Consider the following 14,597-nt stretch of genomic DNA (forward strand, 5'->3'; position numbering starts at 1 on the left):
GGCCCAGCACCAACAAGGATCACGCCAGGATGCTGCTCTATCTGCACGGTTTCAACAGCGCCCCGAGTTCGGTCAAAGCGCAACAGGTGGCCCGTTATCTCGCCCGGTACCACCCCGAAGAACCGATCTCGATTCCCCACCAGGCCACCGCCCCCGCGGCCGCGATGGCGCAGCTGCTGCCCATCGCCCGGTCCGCCCTGGAGGCGGGTGAACCCCTGCGGCTGATGGGCAGCTCCCTCGGCGGCTACCTGGCCAGCTACCTGGTGGAGCGGCTCAGTGAAGCGCATCCCTGTTCCGATATCCGTGCGGTGCTGGTCAACCCGGCCGTGCGCCCCTATGAACTGCTGAGCGAGGTGGTAGGGGAGCAGGTGAACCCCTATACCGGTGAGCGTTACCGGGTCGAACCGGAGCACATGGAGGAGCTTAAGGAGCTGGATACGCCGGTGATCCGCCGGCCGGAGGCGTATAAAGTGCTGCTGCAAAGCGGGGACGAGGTGCTGGATTACCGTCAGGCGGTACAAAAATACCAGTGCTGCGAACTGCTGCTCGAGCCCGGCGGCGACCACAGTTTCGTCGGTTTCGAAGCACATATCCCTGCCGCCTTGGGCTTCCTGGGGCTCAAGGAACCCGCGTTGGAGCGCGGTTGAACCCATTCTTCGGGGCTGGCTATGATGGCCCCATTACGCAACATTGGACGGATTGATGAGCAGTCAATACACCTCAGACGCGATTGAGGTCCTCAGTGGCCTGGAGCCGGTGCAGAAGCGGCCGGGCATGTATACCGATACCACCCGCCCCAATCACCTGGGCCAGGAGGTGATCGACAACAGCGTCGATGAAGCCCTGGCTGGTCACGCGGATGAGATCCAGGTGATCCTCCACGCTGATCAGTCGCTGGAGGTGATCGATAATGGCCGCGGCATGCCGGTGGACATCCATCCCGAGGAGGGGGTGACCGGGGTTGAACTGATCCTCTCCCGCCTCCACGCCGGTGGTAAGTTTTCCAACAAGAACTACGAGTTCTCCGGTGGCCTTCACGGGGTGGGGATCTCCGTGGTCAACGCCCTGTCGAAGCGGGTCGAGGTCAAGGTCCGCCGTGATGCCCAGATCTTCGAGATGGCGTTTGAACATGGTGCCAAGGTGTCGGATCTGACCGTCATAGGCTCGGTAGGCCGACGCAACACCGGCACCAGCGTACATTTCTGGCCCGATGCCAAGTACTTCGATTCCGCCAACTTCTCCGCCAGTCGCATGATCCATGGTCTGCGGGCCAAGGCGGTGCTCTGTCCGGGGCTGAAGATCCGCTTCGAGGACAGGGTCAAGGGGGAGAAGCATGAGTGGCATTACGAGGCGGGGCTCAAGGATTACCTGAGCGATGCGGTCAAAGAGTGGCCCAAGCTGCCCGAAACCCCCTTCGTCGGCAGTTTTTCCGGCAACAAGGAGGCCGTCGATTGGGCGGTACTCTGGCTGCCCGAGGGCGGGGAGAGTCTCGGCGAGTCCTACGTCAACCTGATCCCCACGGCCCAGGGTGGCACCCACGTTAACGGCTTCCGCCAGGGGCTGCTTGAGGCGATGCGGGAGTTTTGTGAGTTCCGCAACCTGATGCCCCGGGGGGTGAAGCTCAGTCCGGAGGATATCTGGGACAAGGCGGCCTACGTGCTCTCCACCAAGATGCAGGATCCGCAGTTTGCCGGACAGACCAAGGAGCGCCTCTCCTCCCGTCAGGCGTCCGCGTTTGTCAGCGGTGTGGTGCGGGATGCCTTCAGCCTCTGGCTCAATGAGCATACGGATCTGGCGGAGCTGCTGGCGGAGCTTTGCATCAACAACGCCCAGAGCCGCCTGCGTAAGGCCAAGAAGGTGGCGCGCAAGAAGGTGACTTCCGGTCCGGCCCTGCCGGGTAAGTTGACCGACTGTGCCGGGTCCGAGGCGGGTAAGGGGGAGCTCTTCCTGGTGGAGGGGGACTCCGCCGGCGGCAGTGCCAAGCAGGCCCGGGACAAGGAGTTCCAGGCGATCATGCCGCTGCGGGGTAAGATCCTCAACACCTGGGAGGTGGACGCTTCCCAGGTGCTGGCTTCCCAGGAGGTGCACGACATCTCGGTGGCCATCGGCTGCGATCCGGACTCGGAGGATCTCTCCGGCCTGCGTTACGGCAAGATCTGCATTCTGGCGGATGCGGACTCCGACGGTCTGCACATCGCCACTTTGCTGTGCGCCCTCTTCATGCAGCACTTCAAGACCCTGGTAGAGCGGGGGCACGTCTACGTGGCAATGCCCCCCCTGTTCCGTATCGACGTGGGCAAGGAGGTATTCTACGCCCTGGATGAATCGGAGAAGGAGGGGATTCTGGATCGCATCGCTGCCGAGAAGAAACGGGGCAAGGTCCAGGTCACCCGATTCAAGGGGCTGGGTGAGATGAACCCGGCCCAGTTGCGGGAGACCACCATGGATCCCAATACTCGCCGCCTGGTGCAACTGACGGTGGACGACGCCGAGGCCACCATGGCGCTGATGGACATGTTGCTGGCGAAGAAGCGGGCGTCGGATCGCAAAGCCTGGCTGGAACGCAACGGCGACATGGCCGACCTGGACTGATCCCTGCCCGGTCCCCTAACACCATGAGCCCAGGAGATAAGGCCATGTACATGAAGATGCTAAGGAATAGTCAGAACCCCAGAAAGGGCGTTGTGGGCCAGAGGCTGAGTTCCCGCCTGGCGGGCCTCGCCCTGTGTGCGGCTCTGATGCCATTCGCAACCGCGCAGGCGGATGAGCTGGCGGCGGTGCGTTCGGCCAAGGTGCCGGAGGGTTTTTCCCTGTCGCTCTATGTCGATGGGGTGGATAACGCCCGCCAGATGGCCTGGGGCGATCTTGGGACCCTCTTTGTCGGCTCCCGCCGGGCGGGTAACGTCTACGCGATCCGCCATGATGGGGGGCAGCCCGGCGAGGTGCAGGTGCTGGCTAAGCAGTTGATACAGCCCTCCGGGTTGGCGTTTAGAGATGGCACCCTCTATGTCGCCGCGGTGAGCCGGATCCTGGCGTTTGACAATGTCGAAGCCGCCCTGGCGGATGGCCGCACGGTAACGCCTCGGGTAGTGACCGAGGACCTGCCGGAGGATCTTCACCACGGGTGGAAATACCTGGCTTTCGCGCCTGATGGCCGTCTGGTGGTCCCCGTGGGGGCCCCCTGTAATATCTGTGATCCCGAGGCGCCCTACGCCAGCATCCTGGCGCTGGATCTCGATGCCGAACCGGTGCGTCGGGAGGTGCTGGCCCGCGGCGTTCGTAACTCCGTTGGCTTTGATTTCGATCCCATGACCGGCGAGCTGGTGTTTTCAGACAACGGCCGTGACCACATGGGGGACGATCTCCCGCCGGATGAGATCAACCGCCTGGCACAGCCCGGCAGCCACTTTGGCTACCCCTACTGGCACGGTGGCGTGGTGGCGGATCCTGAATACCCACTGCCCAAGTCACTGGAGGGCAAGCTGGTGGATCCCATTGCCCGCCTGCCGGCACATGTGGCGCCACTGGGCGTGCATTTTTACCGCGGCAGCCAGTTCCCCTCCCCCTGGCGGGGTGCGTTGCTGATTGCCGAGCATGGCAGCTGGAACCGCTCCAGCAAGGTGGGCTACCGCATCACCGCCCTCACTGATCCCCGGGGAGAGCGGGGGGAGGAGAATGGGGGCTACCGGGTGCTGGTCGATGGCTGGCTGGATGGGGAGACGCCCCTGGCCCGGCCGGTGGCCCTGCTGCCGCACCCCGATGGCAGTGTTTTGATTTCCGATGATTACCACGGCCGGATCTTCCGGTTGAGCTACGACCGAAGTTTTGTGTCGATCCCAACTCCGGCGCTGCCGGCAAGTGAGAACCATGACTGATCTGAGCGAAATGAGCTTGGAGGGCATCGAACAGATGCCCCTGCGCCAGTTCACCGAACAGGCCTACCTGAACTACTCCATGTACGTGATCATGGATCGGGCGCTGCCCTTTATCGGCGACGGGCTGAAGCCGGTGCAGCGTCGCATCATCTACGCCATGAGCGAGCTGGGCCTGTCGGCGACCGCTAAGTACAAGAAGTCCGCCCGTACCGTGGGTGATGTGCTGGGTAAATACCACCCCCACGGCGACAGCGCCTGCTACGAGGCGATGGTGCTGATGGCGCAGCCCTTTACCTATCGTTATCCCCTGGTGGATGGCCAGGGTAACTGGGGGGCACCGGACGATCCCAAGAGCTTCGCGGCAATGCGATATACCGAATCCCGCCTGGCCCGCTTCTCCGAGGTGCTGCTGTCTGAGCTGGGACAGGGCACCGTGGAGTGGGGGGTCAACTTCGATGGCACCCTAAAGGAGCCCAAGACCCTGCCGGCGCGGCTGCCCCATATTTTGCTCAATGGCATCACCGGCATCGCCGTGGGGATGGCCACCGATATCCCGCCCCACAATGCCCGGGAGGTGGCCAACGCCTGTGCCCACCTGCTGGAGAACCCCAAGGCGGAACTGGCAGACCTGATGCAGTTTGTGCAGGGGCCGGATTACCCGACGGCGGCGGAGATCATCACCCCCCGCAGTGATATCGAGAAGCTCTACCTCACCGGCAAGGGCTCCATCAAGATGCGCGCGGTGTACGAGAAGCAGGATGGCGAGATCGTCATCACCGCGCTGCCGCACCAGGTGTCAGGGGCCAAGCTGATCGAGCAGATCGCCGGCCAGATGCAGGCCAAGAAGCTGCCGATGGTGGCGGATCTTCGGGACGAGTCTGATCATGAAAACCCGGTACGACTGGTGATCGTGCCACGCTCCAACCGTATCGACCTGGACCAGGTGATGGCCCACCTCTTCGCCACCACGGACCTGGAGAAGAACTACCGGGTGAACCTCAACATGCTGGGGTTGGATGGCCGCCCGGCCGTGAAGGGGCTCACTACCCTGCTGGGCGAGTGGCTGCAGTTCAGGACAGAGACGGTACGGCGCCGATTGCAGCACCGCCTCGATAAAGTCCTGGCTCGACTGCACATCCTCGAGGGGCTGCTGATTGCCTTCCTCAATATCGACGAGGTGATCGAGATCATCCGCAGCGAGGATGAGCCCAAGGGCGCGCTGATGAGCCGGTTCGGCTTGTCGGAGAAGCAGGCGGAAGCGATCCTCGAGATCAAGCTGCGTCAGCTGGCCAAGCTGGAGGAGATGAAGATCCGCGCCGAGCAGGATGAGCTGGCCAAGGAGCGGGACAAGTTACAGCTGATCCTGGGGTCCGAGCGTCGCCTGAAAACCCTGATCCGCAAGGAGCTGCTGGCGGATGCCGAACAGTACGGTGATGATCGCCGTAGCCCGCTGGTGGAGCGCGAGGAGGCCCGTGCCCTGTCGGAGCAGGACCTCACGCCGGCGGAGGCGGTGACCGTAGTGATCTCCGACAAGGGTTGGGGGCGCTGCGCCAAGGGCCACGAGGTGGATCCCACCGGCCTCTCCTACCGCGCCGGCGACACCTACCTGGATCATGCCAAAGGGAAGAGTAACCAGCCGGTGGTGTTCCTGGAGAGCTCCGGCCGGGCTTATACCACGGAGCCTCACACCCTGCCGTCGGCCCGCAGCCAGGGCGAGCCGCTCTCGGGGCGTTTCAGCCTGGTAGCCGGTGCGCGACTGGAGCACGCGGTGATGGGGGCCAGCGAGGATCTCTACCTGATGGCCACCGACGCCGGTTATGGGTTTATCTGCAAGTTTGAGGATATGGTCAGCCGTAACAAGAGCGGTAAGGCGCTGTTGACCGTGCCTACTGGGGCAGAGATCCTGCCGCCGAGGCGCATTAAGGATCAGGGCAGTGAGCGGCTGCTGGCGATCACCACCGAGGGGCGGATGTTGCTGTTCCCGCTGGCCCAGTTGCCGATACTGGCCAAGGGTAAGGGGAACAAGATCATCGGGATACCCGGTGAAAGGGCCAAGTCCCGGGAGGAGTACCTCAAGCATCTTCAGGTGCTGGAAGCGGGGCGGGCGGTGACCCTTTGGGCGGGCAAGCGAAAGCTCACCCTCAAAGCGTCGGATCTGGATCACTATCTCGGTGAGCGGGGCCGTCGCGGCAACAAGCTGCCACGGGGGTTGCAGCGGGTGGACCGCATCGAGCTCGAGCCACTGGAATCGCAGCCGCAGTAAGTCCGGCGTCCCGTATTTGAGATCGGACTTTCTCGGCGCACAGTCGTTAACCAAAACCGTTGCGGGCGGCAGACAGCAGGGTATACTGGCCGCCCGCTTGAATTCGTAGAGTCGCTGTTGTGCTGAAGTGTTTCCGTGCCCTGATCCTGGGATTGCTGTTGGTGTGCGCCTTTGTTTTGGCCCTGCTGATGTGCCTGCTGCGTCCCTTCCATCGCAATAATGTCCACCACGTGGCCAGCTGGTTTGGCAAAGTCAGCCCGCTGCTCGGGTTGACCGTGGTCTCTCGGGGACAGGAAAATCTGCTGGCGGACCAGCCAGTGGTGTACGTGGGTAACCATCAGAACAGCTTCGACCTCTTTACCCAGAGCACCCTGGTGCCACCGGGCACCGTGAGCCTGGGCAAGAAGGATCTGGTCTGGATCCCGCTGTTCGGCCAGATCTACTGGCTGACCGGCAATATCCTGATCGATCGTAACAACCGCTCCCGGGCGATCTCGACCATTCAGGCCGCGGCCCAGAAGATCCGCGACAAAGCGCTGTCGGTATGGATCTTCCCTGAGGGCACCCGCTCGCGCGGACGGGGTTTATTGCCCTTCAAGACCGGCGCATTTCACACCGCCATCTCCGCCGGGGTGCCCATAGTGCCTGTCCTGGCCTCCTGCCAGGGGGATATCAGCCTGGGTCGCCGTGACAACGGCGTGGTGATCGTCGAGGCGATGCCCCCGATCCCCACCGAGGGACTGGCGCGTGACGATGTGCGAGAGCTGGCCCAACGGGTCTACGATAAGATGAATACCCGCCTGGCCGAGCTCAATGCCGAAGCGCAACAGCTGGCCCAGGCCAAATAAGGAGCCGAACCGGCCATGAACAAAGAACAACTGATTGCCGAGCAGCAGATGGAAACCCGGGAGATCGTGCAGGCCCTGCTGGACGATGGGTCCGATCCTCAGGCGACCTACAACATCGAACACCACTTCGCTTGCGCGGACTTCGATGCCCTGGAGAAGGTCGCGGTGGATGCCTTCAAGGCCGGTTTCGCGGTGGATGACGCCGAGGAGCTGGAGCTGGACGATGGCAGCACCGCCTACTGCTTCTCCGCCATGGCGGAGCACGGGCTGGAGATTGAACGCCTGGACAAGGATTGCGCCACTCTGATTGAACTGGCTAGCAAGCACCACGTGCTGTACGACGGTTGGGGCACTCACTTCGTCGAGCCCACCAAGCAGTAACGTCTCGTTTGAAAAAAGAAAAAGCCAGCGCAATGCGCTGGCTTTTTTTGTTTTGGATCCGACTTATGCCGCCGGATAGCGTCCGCCGAGGATCGCTTCCCGGGAAGCGCCGGTCACTGCAGGCAGGTTGCCGGGCAGCCCCTGAAGGTGGCGCCAGGCCAGCCAGGCAAAGGCGACCGACTCCACTAACTGAGGATCCAGGCCCAGGGTGGCGGTGGTGTCGATCCGGTAGCTGGGCAGCCGTTGCGCCAGTTGGCGTGCCAGCTCCCCGTTGAAGGCCCCGCCGCCGCACAGGTACAGCTCGCCACTGGGCGCGAGGCTCTGGGCACAGTCGGCGATGCTGAGCACCGTGGTGGCCAACAGGGTGGCCATTACGTCCTCATGGGGCAGGGGATCCAGGCTGTTGAGGTGGCTGTAGAGCCAGTTGAGATTGAACAGCTCCCGACCGGTGCTTTTGGGGGCTGGCTGGGCAAAGTAGGCGTGGCCCAGCAGCCGTGTCAGCAGTGCATCATCGACACTGCCCGAGGCGGCAATGGCGCCGTCTCTGTCATAGGGTTGGCCAAAGTGTTCCCGAGCCCAGGCGTCCATCAGGGTATTCCCCGGGCCGGTGTCGTAGCCCAGGATAGGCCCGTTGGGATCCAGGAATGTCAGGTTGGCGATGCCACCGACGTTGACGATAAGCCGTGGCGTCTCGGAGGCAAAGAGGTGGTGGTGAAACGCCGGCACCAATGGAGCGCCCTGGCCGCCCAGGGCGATATCCTTACGGCGAAAATCGGCGATCACGTCGATCCCGGTTTCGATCGCCAGGGTGTTGGGGCAGCCCAGCTGCAGGGTAAAGGCGTGGCGTCCGTCGGGGTGGTGGCGCACTGTCTGGCCGTGGCTGCCGATGGCGGCGATGGCCTCGGCCTCAAGACCGCTGGTCTTCAGGAGTGCCTTAACCGCCTCGGCAAAGCGGTATCCGAGCGCACGGTCGGCCCGCCCCATGAGGTCAATTTCGTCCGAACCGGGGCTGCAAAGGGTGTGCAGTTGACTCAGGAGCGGTTCCGGCAGCTCGATGCTGTGGTGGTTGATGACCGTCGGCCGTCCCTGCGCATCAAATCGGGCCAGTACCGCGTCGATGCCATCCATCGAGGTTCCCGACATCAGGCCGATACAGTAGGTCATGGGGCACTCCAATGCGTGTCCGGTGGAAGATGCCGATAGCATGGCAGTGGCAGCGGGGGAAGTCTATGCCCCCGCCCCTTACTGCATCGCCAGCTGGATGGCCTGTCGGTGGGCCAACTGCTTGAGCAGTGTGTCACTGAGTTGGGTAAAGGCCGGGCGCTCAGCGGCTGCCAGGGGCTTGGATTCCGGCAGCTTGACGGTACGGGGGTTACGGTGGACGCCGTTGACCAGGAATTCGTAGTGCAGGTGCGCCCCGGTGACCCGCCCGGTGGCTCCGAGGCGGCCGATGGTCTGGCCCTGCTTCACACGCTGTCCCTTTTTTACCAGGCGCTTGGAGAGGTGCAGGTACTTGGTGACATAGGTACTGGAGTGCTGGATCACCACGTAGTGGCCGTTGAGATTGGTGTAGCCTGACTGCAGGACCACGCCATCACCGGCCGCCATGATCGGGGTACCTACGGGGGCGACGTAGTCGGTGCCGTTATGGGCCCGGACCCGCCCTGTCACCGGATGGAGTCGGCGCGGATTGAAGTTGGAACTGACGTAGTTGAACTGAACCGGTGCACGCAAGAAAGCCTTCTTCATCGGCTGGCCATCGGGGGCGTAGTAGTGGCCATCGTCGTGGCGTATGGCCCGAAACACGGTGCCCTGGTTCACGAACTCCGCCACCAGGATGTCGCCATCGCCGGCAAAGTGGCCATTGACGTAGTCATCCTCCCAGAGTACGGCGAAGCGATCACCGGCGCGGATATCCAGGGCGAAATCCACGTCCCAGCCAAACAGGCCCGCTAGGCGCATGATCTGATTGGGGGTCATCCCCGCCGCGGTCGCGGCGTTCCAGAAGTTGCTGGTGATCTCGGCACTGGCAAAATGTTGGCGCTTCTCCACCGCCACCTGCTCGAGGCGCTCCGTCAGCCCTCCCTCTTGCTCCTGGACCCAGAGGGTCTCCGTGGCGTCCACCTGGTAACGCAGCGCCGCCCACTGGCCATCCCGGTAACCCAGCTCGATCACCTGCCCCGGTAGGATCTTCACCAGCCGCTGGCCCGCCTGCTCCAGCTGGGTGATGCGATGCAGCAGCGCCGGTGACAGCTCGGCACGGTCAAAGAGCCGGGCGAGGCTGTCGCCGGAGGCCACTTCGAACGCGCGCCATTCGAGAGCCTTGGCATCCTCTGTCGGCGTTGCAGGCGGCAGCTTCAGCGGCAGTGGCAGGCGGGTGGCAAGGGGCAGGGGGGTACTGTGCTGAGCCGCCAATTGGGTGCTGGAGGGCAGCAGCAGAAGCAGGCACACCAGGGCCCCGAGGGCGGCGATACCGGCTCGATGAGGTCGCGGCAACCGCGCCAGAAGCGCGCGGACGCGTCGGGAAACCGGGGTGTTGCCGTTGGAGGAGGGGATGATGGGCCCGTTCACGTACCTATACCTTTATTCTGTGCCGCCGGATCCCGCGCCCCGCGCGGTGTCGACACGCTTTCCTTTGTTGGGGCTAACCATTAACATTATCGCTTTTGCGGAAAGATTCAAACCGTGCGGAGATCCTTGCATGACTGATTTGGAAAAGGCGCTGGCGGAGATCCGCCGTGGCACTGATGAGATCCTGGTTGAGGAGGAGCTGATTGCCAAGCTTAAGCTGGGCCGCCCTCTGCGGGTGAAGTTGGGCGCCGATCCGACCGCGCCGGACATCCACCTGGGCCACACCGTGATCCTCAACAAGCTGCGCCAGTTCCAGGAGCTGGGCCATGAGGTGATCTTCCTGATTGGTGACTTTACCGGCATGGTGGGGGACCCCTCAGGTAAAAACAGCACCCGCCCACCGCTGACCAAAGAGCAGGTGTTGGCCAACGCTGAGACCTATAAAGAGCAGGTGTTCAAGATCCTGGACCCGGCCCGTACCCGCATCGAGTTTAACTCCTCCTGGCTGGGGGAGATGGGGGCCGAGGGGATGTTGCGATTGGCCTCCCAGCAGACCGTGGCCCGGATGCTGGAGCGTGATGATTTCAAAAAGCGCTATGCCAGCGGTCAGTCCATCGCCATCCACGAGTTCATGTACCCGCTGCTGCAGGGACATGATTCCGTGGCCCTGGAGGCGGACGTGGAGCTGGGTGGGACCGACCAGAAGTTCAACCTGCTGATGGGGCGCGAGCTGCAGAAGGCCGCGGGTCAGGAGCGTCAGGTGGTCATCACCATGCCGTTGCTGGTGGGGCTGGATGGGGTCAAGAAGATGTCCAAGTCCGCCAACAACTACATTGGTGTCAGCGACGCGCCGTCCGAGATGTTCGGTAAGATCATGTCGGTGTCCGATGACCTGATGTGGGACTACTACGAACTGCTCTCCTTCCGCCCGCTGGAGGAGATCGAGGGGCTCAAGGCGCAGCTCGCTGCCGGTGGTAACCCACGGGATGTGAAGATCGCCCTGGCCAAGGAGATCATCGCCCGCTTCCACGACGAGGCCGCTGCCGAAGCTGCCCATCAGGATTTCATCAACCGCTTCTCCAAGAACGCCATCCCGGACGAGATGCCGGAGTTCGAGTTCGAGGCGGGCGTGGCGATCGCCAACCTGCTCAAGGATGCGGGCCTGGTTAACACCACCTCCGACGCGATGCGGATGATCAAGCAGGGTGGGGCCAAGATCGACGGCGATAAGATCGACGACACCAAGCTGGTTCCCGCTGCCGGTACCGCGGTCTATCAGGTTGGTAAGCGCAAGTTCGCCCGCATCACCCTGAAGTAAGCGTTCCGATCGCAGGAAAAAGGCCACCCTGATGGGTGGCCTTTTTTGTTGCGCTGCTCGCCAGCCTCAGTGGTACTGGAGCTTGAGCTGATCTTTCATGGCACCGTAATCGAACATGTCGATATGTTCCGAGATCCGCTGGTTTTCCATATCCACCTTCAGGGTGGTGACCCCCGGCAGGACAAAGGTGATCGTTTCCCCCGGGTAACCGAAGAGGTCGCCCCGGGCCTGGTAGTAGTAGCTGCCAATCATCACCACCAGGCTGCCGTTGGCAAAGGTGTGGCTTGGGACAAACTCGTATTCCCGGGTATAGGAGTGAACCCGGCGCAGGAAGGTGAGGATATCCCGCCGACCGACCAGGCTTTTACCGGCGGTCTTATCCTCGAACAGGGTTTCGCGGTCGTAGAAGCGGGACAGCTGGTTGAAATTCAGGCTGGTCAAGGCTTCGATGTAGCGCTCAGCCAGTGCCATCTCCGGGATCTGTGCCGGGCCGTAGTCCGCCGGGTCATCCGCACCGTTGGCCCGGACGGGGCCGCTCAGAACCAGTAATCCAAACAGCAGTAGGGTGATGGTCCTCATCGCTCCTCCTTGACAGCGTTTAAGGCTTGGGGTGATCCAGCGCGAAAGCGGGCAGGGATAGGCCGGTGAATATCCCGATCAGGCGCAGCAGCAGGGTGCCGCTCATCGCCAGCAGCGCTGCGGGTACCAGGGCCAGCTCCAGTGCCAGGGCGCAGGTGTAGATGGCACCACCGACGATGCAGGCGGTGGCGTAGATCTCGGTCCGCAGCACCAGGGGCACCTCCCGGCAGAGGAGATCACGGATCATGCCGCCCATCACGCCGGTCATGGTGCCCATCATCACCGCGATCACCGGGTCGACACCGAAACGCAGCGCCTTCTGCACCCCGATCACGGTAAAGACCGCCAGCCCGAAGGCGTCCGCTACCTGAAACCACTTGCCGGAGAGGCGTCGGGGGCAGCGAACCAGCAGCATCACCAGTGCCGCGGTGATGGCGATCAACCAGATGTAGGTGGGGTCGGTGATCCAGAACACCGGCGTGGCACCGAGGATGGCGTCACGCACGGTACCGCCGCCGACGGCGGTGACGCCGGCCAGCACCAGCACCCCGAAGGGATCCATGCGTAACCGGCCTGCAGCCAGGGCGCCTGAGATGGCGAAAACGACGGTTCCGAACAGGTCGGCGGCGTAGATAAAGTGGTTCATTTTTCAAGATTGTCGAGAAAGATGTCCAAGGCACGCTGAGAGATCCGGATCTCCAGCACCGACAAAAGCAGTGAGTAGATAAGCAGACCGAGGCTGATGCCGAAGGTCCAGAACGCCGCATCCGGCAGTTCCAGGTAGATCAGCAGCATGCTCAGAACGCAAAAGATGAAGCTGAGCACCCCCACCTCCTGCATGCGGCGGATGATGCCGATGCGTAGGCGCAGGTTCTTCAGCTGCAGGAGGGCTTGGTCCTGCTGCTCCTGGGAGTCGGACTCACTGCGCTGGATCTGGGGAGCCAGTGAGCGCACCAGGGAGGCCAACGACAGGAAGCGGTTGGTGTAGGCCAACAGCAGCAGGGAGATGGCCGGAAACAGCAGCGCCGGGGTGGTCAGTTCCATCGCAATACTCATCACTCGTTCGGTGAGCCGATTGCCGGCTCACTCAGGATTAGGCCGACAGGGTTTCCAGCATCGCCAGTACCACCTTGGCGGAGTGCTCACCGGCTTTGACGATAAAGCTGTCAAAGTCCACGGCGCTATCGTCGTTGGCATTATCGGAGATGGCCCGGATCACCACGAAGGGCGTACCAAACTGGTGGCAGACCTGGGCGATGGCGGCGGCCTCCATCTCACAGGCGGCCATGGTGGGGAAGTGCGCCAGCATTACCGCAGTGCGCTTGGGATCGGCGATGAAGCTGTCGCCGGTGCAGATCAGCCCCTCGATCGCCTTGACCTCGCCCACCCGGTCCACACTGGTTTTGGCCGCGGCCACCAGCTTCGGGTCCGGTTGGAAGGCGGCAGGCTGGCCCGGCAGTTGCCCCATCTCGTAGCCGAAAGCAGTGACGTCGGCATCGTGGTGACGCACCTCGGAGGAGATCACGACATCCCCGATGGCGAGGCTCTTGGCGAAACCGCCGGCGGAGCCGGTGTTGATGACCGCCTCTGGCCCGAAACGCTCCATCAGGATGGCGGTGGCGGTTGCTGCCGCCACCTTACCGATACCGGAGCGGGTCAGGATCACCTCGGTCGAACCTATGGTGCCCTGGTAAAACTCGATTCCGGCGATGGTATCGATAGACAGGTTATTGATCTGGTTGCGCAGCAGGGAGACTTCCTGCTCCATGGCGCCAATAATGCCGATTTTCATTAGGGGTTCCGGTGTCGTTTTCTTGCCCAAACAGTGGCGGCTAGGATACCAGTTTTTGCATTTCTGCGCCGCTATGGGTGTACCCCGGTTCCCTCGCTGTAGACGCAGGAGCAGACCGCCTGGCTGGGCGCAAACTGGACCACCAGCGCATGTTGCTCAGGGTGGTGGGCCAGGAACCGCAGTCGGATGGGGTGGCTGCCGCGGCTTTCCAGGTTTTGTTCGATCTCCTGCGCCAGCTGGATGCACTGGAGCGGCATCATTGTTGATATTTAGGTCACACTGGCAGGCAACAACATCAGTGTGTTGGTTCCGGGGGAGTGAACAGCCTGGTTCATCGTTCATGGGTAACCGGAGAGGGTAGGGCTTTTTTACGGTGGACGTTGATCGGTATCCAGGCTCTGTCGATGCCCGAGATGCCCGATATAGACAGGGAGTGGTCAAACTGGACTAAGCTGCCTAAGGGTCGATGAGGGCCCCGAATCAACCAAGGAGACAGATTATGACAATCGTGCGCAGACGATGGCTGATGCCCATGATGGCGGTGTTGCTCTCGGTGCTCACCGCTCCGGTGGCTCTGGCCCACTGCCAGGTGCCCTGCGGGATCTTCGACGATGGGGCCCGGGTAAAGGCGCTGATGGAGGATGCGACCACCATTGAGAAGGCGATCACCGAGATGAATGCGCTGGCCAGTAAGCGGGACGTTCAGTCTCAGAACCAGTTCAATCGTTGGGTGATGAACAAAGAATCCCACGCCAGCCATATCATCACCGTGATGGCAGAATATTTCCTGGCCCAGCGGGTGAAACCCGGTGAGGACTATGACAAGAAGCTGCGGGAGCATCACGCGGTGATCCTGGCGGCGATGAAAGCCAAGCAAAGTTCGGACATGGCGGCGGTGAAAGCGCTCAACGACGCCATCGGCAAACTGACCGCCTATTACCATATGCACGAGTGAATCCCCGGTCTTTTT

The 14,597-nt window shown here is 62.4% G+C and carries 15 protein-coding genes; 8 read left to right on the forward strand and 7 right to left on the reverse strand.

The window, feature by feature from the left end; translation table 11 throughout:
- Positions 1-29 precede the first annotated feature (29 nt).
- The 6 genes from ABD997_RS10505 to rraB all read left to right on the forward strand — a co-directional run bounded on the left by ABD997_RS10505 (position 30) and on the right by rraB (position 7,367).
- On the forward strand, positions 30-647 hold the full coding sequence (locus ABD997_RS10505; RefSeq protein ID WP_345316969.1) for a YqiA/YcfP family alpha/beta fold hydrolase: 618 nt from the start codon (positions 30-32) through the stop codon (positions 645-647).
- Between the two features lie 55 nt (positions 648-702).
- Positions 703-2,592, forward strand: a complete 1,890-nt coding sequence (gene parE / locus ABD997_RS10510; protein ID WP_345316970.1) for a DNA topoisomerase IV subunit B — start codon at positions 703-705, stop codon at positions 2,590-2,592.
- Between the two features lie 146 nt (positions 2,593-2,738).
- Positions 2,739-3,875 (forward strand): PQQ-dependent sugar dehydrogenase, encoded by a 1,137-nt coding sequence (locus ABD997_RS10515; RefSeq protein ID WP_345316971.1) that lies wholly within the window; start codon positions 2,739-2,741, stop codon positions 3,873-3,875.
- Positions 3,868-6,138 (forward strand): DNA topoisomerase IV subunit A, encoded by a 2,271-nt coding sequence (gene parC, locus ABD997_RS10520; RefSeq protein ID WP_345316972.1) that lies wholly within the window; start codon positions 3,868-3,870, stop codon positions 6,136-6,138. The genes ABD997_RS10515 and parC overlap by 8 nt, the downstream gene beginning before the upstream one ends.
- 119 nt (positions 6,139-6,257) lie before the next feature.
- The gene (locus ABD997_RS10525; RefSeq protein ID WP_345316973.1) at positions 6,258-6,986 is read left to right on the forward strand and encodes a 1-acylglycerol-3-phosphate O-acyltransferase; all 729 of its coding nucleotides are present in this window, start codon (positions 6,258-6,260) and stop codon (positions 6,984-6,986) included.
- Positions 6,987-7,001: 15 nt separating this feature from the next.
- Positions 7,002-7,367 (forward strand): ribonuclease E inhibitor RraB, encoded by a 366-nt coding sequence (gene rraB, locus ABD997_RS10530; protein WP_345316974.1) that lies wholly within the window; start codon positions 7,002-7,004, stop codon positions 7,365-7,367.
- Positions 7,368-7,430: 63 nt separating this feature from the next.
- Here rraB and ABD997_RS10535 read toward each other — a convergent pair whose 3' ends face one another.
- Positions 7,431-8,531 carry an anhydro-N-acetylmuramic acid kinase gene (locus ABD997_RS10535; RefSeq protein WP_345316975.1) on the reverse strand — a complete coding sequence of 367 codons (1,101 nt, stop codon included), beginning with the start codon at positions 8,529-8,531 and terminating at the stop codon, positions 7,431-7,433.
- A gap of 78 nt (positions 8,532-8,609) precedes the next feature.
- Positions 8,610-9,938, reverse strand: coding sequence for a peptidoglycan DD-metalloendopeptidase family protein (locus tag ABD997_RS10540; RefSeq protein ID WP_345316976.1), 1,329 nt, complete (start codon positions 9,936-9,938; stop codon positions 8,610-8,612).
- A 130-nt stretch (positions 9,939-10,068) separates the two neighbouring features.
- Here ABD997_RS10540 and tyrS point away from each other — a divergent pair, with 130 nt between their 5' ends.
- On the forward strand, positions 10,069-11,256 hold the full coding sequence (gene tyrS, locus ABD997_RS10545; protein ID WP_345316977.1) for a tyrosine--tRNA ligase: 1,188 nt from the start codon (positions 10,069-10,071) through the stop codon (positions 11,254-11,256).
- 66 nt (positions 11,257-11,322) lie between these two features.
- Here the strand turns inward: tyrS and ABD997_RS10550 are convergent, their stop codons facing one another.
- From ABD997_RS10550 to ABD997_RS10570, 5 genes are all read right to left on the reverse strand, one after another.
- Entirely contained in the window at positions 11,323-11,835 is a 513-nt protein-coding gene (locus tag ABD997_RS10550) for a nuclear transport factor 2 family protein (protein ID WP_345316978.1), read from the reverse strand.
- A 19-nt stretch (positions 11,836-11,854) separates the two neighbouring features.
- Positions 11,855-12,481, reverse strand: coding sequence for a trimeric intracellular cation channel family protein (locus ABD997_RS10555; RefSeq protein WP_345316979.1), 627 nt, complete (start codon positions 12,479-12,481; stop codon positions 11,855-11,857).
- Positions 12,478-12,885: a DUF2721 domain-containing protein gene (locus ABD997_RS10560; RefSeq protein WP_345317093.1), complete on the reverse strand. Its 408-nt coding sequence runs from the start codon at positions 12,883-12,885 to the stop codon at positions 12,478-12,480. The genes ABD997_RS10555 and ABD997_RS10560 overlap by 4 nt, the downstream gene beginning before the upstream one ends.
- 43 nt (positions 12,886-12,928) lie before the next feature.
- A complete protein-coding gene (gene mtnN, locus ABD997_RS10565; protein ID WP_345316980.1) occupies positions 12,929-13,627 on the reverse strand; it encodes a 5'-methylthioadenosine/S-adenosylhomocysteine nucleosidase in 699 nt (232 codons plus the stop codon).
- Between the two features lie 71 nt (positions 13,628-13,698).
- Complete coding sequence (locus ABD997_RS10570) at positions 13,699-13,887, reverse strand: hypothetical protein (RefSeq protein WP_345316981.1); 189 nt, start codon at positions 13,885-13,887, stop codon at positions 13,699-13,701.
- Positions 13,888-14,126: 239 nt separating this feature from the next.
- Here ABD997_RS10570 and ABD997_RS10575 point away from each other — a divergent pair, with 239 nt between their 5' ends.
- Positions 14,127-14,582 (forward strand): superoxide dismutase [Ni], encoded by a 456-nt coding sequence (locus ABD997_RS10575; protein WP_345316982.1) that lies wholly within the window; start codon positions 14,127-14,129, stop codon positions 14,580-14,582.
- Positions 14,583-14,597: the final 15 nt, after the last annotated feature.

The organism is Ferrimonas gelatinilytica (genome assembly GCF_039544205.1).
GTDB lineage: Bacteria > Pseudomonadota > Gammaproteobacteria > Enterobacterales > Shewanellaceae > Ferrimonas > Ferrimonas gelatinilytica.

What these genes read in the sequence shown, in the direction of transcription:
- ABD997_RS10505 (WP_345316969.1), top strand. Translation starts at nt 30, where the DNA reads ATGCTGCTCTATCTGCACGGTTTCAACAGCGCCCCGAGTTCGGTCAAA.
- ABD997_RS10570 (WP_345316981.1), bottom strand. Translation starts at nt 13,887, where the DNA reads ATGATGCCGCTCCAGTGCATCCAGCTGGCGCAGGAGATCGAACAAAAC.
- ABD997_RS10575 (WP_345316982.1), top strand. Translation starts at nt 14,127, where the DNA reads ATGACAATCGTGCGCAGACGATGGCTGATGCCCATGATGGCGGTGTTG.
- parC (WP_345316972.1), top strand. Translation starts at nt 3,868, where the DNA reads ATGACTGATCTGAGCGAAATGAGCTTGGAGGGCATCGAACAGATGCCC.
- ABD997_RS10535 (WP_345316975.1), bottom strand. Translation starts at nt 8,531, where the DNA reads ATGACCTACTGTATCGGCCTGATGTCGGGAACCTCGATGGATGGCATC.
- tyrS (WP_345316977.1), top strand. Translation starts at nt 10,069, where the DNA reads ATGACTGATTTGGAAAAGGCGCTGGCGGAGATCCGCCGTGGCACTGAT.
- ABD997_RS10515 (WP_345316971.1), top strand. Translation starts at nt 2,739, where the DNA reads ATGCCATTCGCAACCGCGCAGGCGGATGAGCTGGCGGCGGTGCGTTCG.
- mtnN (WP_345316980.1), bottom strand. Translation starts at nt 13,627, where the DNA reads ATGAAAATCGGCATTATTGGCGCCATGGAGCAGGAAGTCTCCCTGCTG.
- ABD997_RS10555 (WP_345316979.1), bottom strand. Translation starts at nt 12,481, where the DNA reads ATGAACCACTTTATCTACGCCGCCGACCTGTTCGGAACCGTCGTTTTC.
- ABD997_RS10550 (WP_345316978.1), bottom strand. Translation starts at nt 11,835, where the DNA reads ATGAGGACCATCACCCTACTGCTGTTTGGATTACTGGTTCTGAGCGGC.
- rraB (WP_345316974.1), top strand. Translation starts at nt 7,002, where the DNA reads ATGAACAAAGAACAACTGATTGCCGAGCAGCAGATGGAAACCCGGGAG.
- parE (WP_345316970.1), top strand. Translation starts at nt 703, where the DNA reads ATGAGCAGTCAATACACCTCAGACGCGATTGAGGTCCTCAGTGGCCTG.